The 4,342-nt window shown below is 66.0% G+C and carries 4 protein-coding genes; 3 read left to right on the forward strand and 1 reads right to left on the reverse strand.

The genetic code is table 11. The features are described 5' to 3' along the window. Window positions 1-221: 221 nt before the first annotated feature. Window positions 222-1,163, reverse strand: coding sequence for a LysR family transcriptional regulator (locus AC3FNH_RS32360; RefSeq protein WP_488722981.1), 942 nt, complete (start codon window positions 1,161-1,163; stop codon window positions 222-224). Window positions 1,164-1,418: 255 nt separating this feature from the next. Here AC3FNH_RS32360 and AC3FNH_RS32365 point away from each other — a divergent pair, with 255 nt between their 5' ends. The 3 genes from AC3FNH_RS32365 to AC3FNH_RS32375 all read left to right on the forward strand — a co-directional run bounded on the left by AC3FNH_RS32365 (window position 1,419) and on the right by AC3FNH_RS32375 (window position 4,123). Continuing rightward, window positions 1,419-2,354 (forward strand): NmrA family NAD(P)-binding protein, encoded by a 936-nt coding sequence (locus tag AC3FNH_RS32365; protein WP_488722982.1) that lies wholly within the window; start codon window positions 1,419-1,421, stop codon window positions 2,352-2,354. A 31-nt stretch (window positions 2,355-2,385) separates the two neighbouring features. After that, the gene (locus AC3FNH_RS32370; RefSeq protein WP_488722983.1) at window positions 2,386-3,768 is read left to right on the forward strand and encodes an MATE family efflux transporter; all 1,383 of its coding nucleotides are present in this window, start codon (window positions 2,386-2,388) and stop codon (window positions 3,766-3,768) included. A gap of 145 nt (window positions 3,769-3,913) precedes the next feature. Beyond that, window positions 3,914-4,123, forward strand: a complete 210-nt coding sequence (locus AC3FNH_RS32375) for a hypothetical protein (protein WP_488722984.1) — start codon at window positions 3,914-3,916, stop codon at window positions 4,121-4,123. Window positions 4,124-4,342 lie beyond the last annotated feature (219 nt).

Below are 4,342 nucleotides of genomic sequence, written 5' to 3' on the forward strand. Positions count from 1 at the left end.
GCCCCGCTAACGGACTTTCGTCTCCGGCGGCGACGAAAGTGGCTTCGTTACTTTCATTGGGTAAATTCAAGCCGCGCGCCCGGTCTGAATTCGGCCGGGCATCAGGCCGGCCTGCGAGCGATTATTTCCGCCACCTCAGTTGGGGCCGGGCACCATTGTGCCCAGCCCGCAAGCGGATCCCTCTCCCCGTCAGTCGCCGTGCGCCGCAGGCATGCCTGCGCTCACGTCGTCGAAGGGGCCGAGACCATCCGATAGCCCTGGGCGGCACCGGCGGCGGCGATCGCTGCCGGCACCTGCCGCCGCAGCCACGCGTGCGCCGGATCGGCTGCGTGGCGCGGATGCCATGCCATGACTACCGTCTCGCCGCGCGGCAGGAACGGCAGCGGCACCACCACGAGACCGAGGCCGGGCGCCATCGCCCGCCCCAATCGCTCGCTGAGAGTGGCGACGAAGTCGCCCCGTGCGGCGATGACGGGCGCCGCGCTGGCATTCGCCACGGTGAGCACGACGCGACGCGCCAGGCCGAGCGCGGCCAGCGCGTCATCGACTGCCGATGGCGCGCCTGCGCGGCGCTGCACGTCAATGTGCGACTGTGCTGCGTAGCGGCGCGCGGTCGCAGGGCGGGCGGCAAACGGATGACCGGCGCGCACGACCGCGATCAGAGATTGGGGGAACAGGTCGACGACTTCGATCTCGGTTTCTCGCGGCCTGAACGTACCGATGTCGAGGTCGACGCGACCGTCGCGCAGCGCACCGTCGTCGTCTTGTGTCTCGGTCACGAAGCGTAACTGGGCGCGCGGCATTTCTGCCGCCAGCGCGGCGCCGAGGGCACCGCCGAAGGCGATCGCGAAGCCGTCCGGCGCGCGCACGACGAAGCTCCGTTCAGTGGCCGCCAAGTCGTCACCGCGCGGCGCCTGCACCAGCGCCGCGGCCTGCGCAATCCACTGCGCCACCGGCTCGCGCAGCGCCACGGCACGCGGTGTGGGCACAAGGCGCCGGCCAGCGCGCACCAGGAGCGGATCGCCAGTGAGTTCGCGCAGGCGCGCGAGCGCGTGGCTGGTCGCCGGCACGCTCAGGTGAAGCCGATCGGCGGCGCCGGTGACGCTGCCGGCGGCCAGCAACGCGTCCAGCGTGCGCAGCAGGTTCAGGTCATATGTTTTCATGCCGTGCAATATTGGCTTCAGAACATTGCACTAGTCAAGTGGGTCCTTCAGACCCACACTAGCCCCATCGCGCACCCTGTCCGACGCCGGCGGTGCGGTTTCAACGCAGTAGACGGTCGGCGCGCGCTCGATCAAGGCGATCGCGGGCGAAGAGCTTCCGTGTCGCGGGAACTGAATTTCAATGACTGTCGCATGCGCAGTATGCAGCGCCGATTCCTATCCCTTCCCTCACAACCTGATTCCCAAGGAAACGTTATGACCCCCCTTTTAGATATCGATTTTCCCATCCTCGTGACCGGCGCCGCCGGGGCGGTCGGCGCCATCGGCCGCAGCGTCACCGAGATGCTGCTGGCCCAGGGCCACAAGGTGCGCGCCATGGTGCGACGGGAGGACGCGCGCGCGGAAGGCCTTCGCCGCCTCGGCGCTGAGGTGGTAGTGGGCGACCTGACCGACCTCGCGTCGGTGCATTGCGCCGTCGAGGGCTGCAAACGCATTTACTTCGGCATGTCGGTCTCCGCGGCCTATCTCGAGGCCACCGTCAACATTGCTGCTGTCGCCCGTCACCACGGCGTCGAGGCCATCGTGAACATTTCGCAGATGACGATCTCGCAAATGAGCATCACCGAGACAACCGACAGCCCCCAGCACAAGCTGCACTGGCTCGCCGAGCAGGCGCTTGCGTGGTCCGGCCTGCCGGTCGTCACGATGCGGCCGACGGTGTTCCTGGAAGGCTTCTTCCTGGCGGCCGCCGCGACGGGCGTGCGCGACAGCGATGCGCTCGTGCTGCCACTTGGCGGCGGCCGCACCGCGCCCATCTCTGCGGTGGACGTCGCGCTCGCCGTCGCCTTGGTGCTGGACGAGCCGGCTGCGCACATCGGCCGCATCTACAACCTCACCGGTCCCGAGTCGACCGACCTGACGCATTTCGCGAAGATCTTCTCCGAGGTGCTCGGGCGCGAGATCATCTACCGCGACGTGCCGGTTGACGCCTGGATCGGCAGGATGCGCGACGCCGGTCTTCCGGCGCATCTGCTGGCGCACCTCGCCGCGATGGCGCGCTTGCATCAGCAGGGCCGCTACGACCGCATGACGGACGACTTCACGCGGCTGACGGGCCGTGCGCCGATGAGCATGCGCGAGTTCGTGGAGGCGCACGCTGCGGAATTCACCCGAGCCGCCGCGACCGCCTGAACCACGACCACGCATCCTCTTACAAACGATCATGCCCGCTACGCTTGCCAATCAGGCCGAGAAGATTTCTCCGCCTCCGGATAACCTGCCGGCCAACAGACTGCTCCACGGTCCGTTGTTGTCAAATTTGATCCGCCTTGCCTTGCCGACGGTTGCAGTGCTGTTCATGACGACCTTGGTCAGTGTCGCCGAGACCTATTTTGTCAGCGCACTAGGCGTGAAAGCGATCGCCGCCGCATCCCTGGTGGTTCCCGTCATGGTCATGATGACCACGATAGCGAGTGCCGGCATCGGGGGCGGGGTGTCGTCGGCGATCGCCCGCGCCACCGGCGCCCGCCGCCAGGACGAGGCGGAAAGCCTGGCCTGGCATGCGGTGATCACCGGCGCCGTGGCAGGCGCACTGTCATCCCTGGTGGTGCTGTTGGCCGGACCGGCACTGTACCGCAGCCTGGGTGGCAGCGGACCATCGCTGGACCAGGCGGTGCTCTACTCCAACATCCTGTTTGGAGGCGCGATCCCGTTCTGGATACTCCTGCTGCTGCAGGCGGCGCTACGCGGCGCCGGCAACGTCAAGGTGCCGGCGATGATCATCCTGGGCGGCGCAGTTGCCGGCCTGATACTGTCACCGGTACTGATTAACGGCTGGCTGGGTGCGCCCCGCATGGGTGTGGCGGGCGCCGGCGTCGCCCAGGTGCTGTGCAATATCGCCGCGCTGGGCGTGGTGGTCGTCTACATGCGTTTGCCCTCGTCAACGTTGCGCCTGCGCCGCTATCCGCTGCAACGCAAGCATTTCAGTGCGATGCTTGGCGTCGGCTTGCTGTCGTCGATCAACGCCGTCATGTCGGCCACCTCAGTCAACGCGCTGACCGCTGCGGCCGGTGCCGTGAGCGTCGCCGCCATCGCCGGCTACGGCATTGCCTCACGCCTCGAGCTGCTGCTGGTGCCGGTGATGTTCGGATTTGGAACCGCCGCGATCACGCTGGTGGGCACGAACCTGGGTGCGGGCAACGTGGCGCGTGCCCGGCGCGTGGCGATCGTGAACGTACTGTTTGTTGCCGGCGTGGTTGGCCTGGGCGGACTGGTTGTCTCGCTCTTCCCGCAACTCTGGCTGGGCTTGTTTACCAGCGATAGCGCCGTGATGGCGGTGGGCGCCCAATACCTGCATCTGGTAGCGCCTTTCTATGCGGCGATCGGCGTGATTTTCGAGCTCTACTTTGCAGGTCAGGGCGCACAACGCATCCTCTGGCCGATGACCGCAAGTGTGGTGCGCTGCGTATTTGCGCTGGCTGCCATGGTGCTGGTCCTGCAAGGCTACGCAAGCTTGCATACGGCTTTCGTACTGGTGGCCGTCAGCATTGCCGTGGCAGCGACCATTAGTCTGGTTGGATTTCTGCGGACCCGCTGGGACCGCTAGACACCAGGGCAATGGCCAGCCTGCTCAACTGATCGCGTATTACCCGAGAACGTCGATCGGCGCCTGCAAGTATTCGTGCAGCCGCGGGCCAACTGCGCACGAATCCAGCGTTCTGCAGGTTTCCCACTCAAATAGGGGATTTCAGATGATCCACACACGCTTGCTAATGCGGGCGATTACAACCGCTGCTTTCGCCGCTGCCGCCAACCTTGCCTTGGCTACTGTCAATGACCACGCGGAACGACCACCTGTCGGCGCAGTTCAGCCAAACGGAAATGCCTGCAGCGAACTTGCGGGCAACCCGCTGGACAACGCGCGCGAAGCCGATGGCACACTCTACGGGTATCGCGTGTGAGGGCAGTTTGAAGACTGGTCATTCGTGACCATGGAACAGCCCGGTCAACGCTCCGGCAAGAACTTGAATTGCACGCCGCTGCGCGAGAAACAGGCCCGCGTTGGCTGCTCACTCGGCGAACTCAATGCCTTCCAATTGCCGGAGCGAACGTGTGCGCGGATGACCGTTGGACCTAGATAGCGGCCCCTGATGCGTTCAAAAATCGACCGGCGGCTTGGG

The organism is Cupriavidus sp. 22TCCZM01-5 (assembly GCF_057798915.1).

Excerpts from the sequence above, each read along its gene's own strand:
- AC3FNH_RS32360 (WP_488722981.1), bottom strand. The coding sequence starts at position 1,163 with ATGAAAACATATGACCTGAACCTGCTGCGCACGCTGGACGCGTTGCTG.
- AC3FNH_RS32375 (WP_488722984.1), top strand. The coding sequence starts at position 3,914 with ATGATCCACACACGCTTGCTAATGCGGGCGATTACAACCGCTGCTTTC.
- AC3FNH_RS32365 (WP_488722982.1), top strand. The coding sequence starts at position 1,419 with ATGACCCCCCTTTTAGATATCGATTTTCCCATCCTCGTGACCGGCGCC.
- AC3FNH_RS32370 (WP_488722983.1), top strand. The coding sequence starts at position 2,386 with ATGCCCGCTACGCTTGCCAATCAGGCCGAGAAGATTTCTCCGCCTCCG.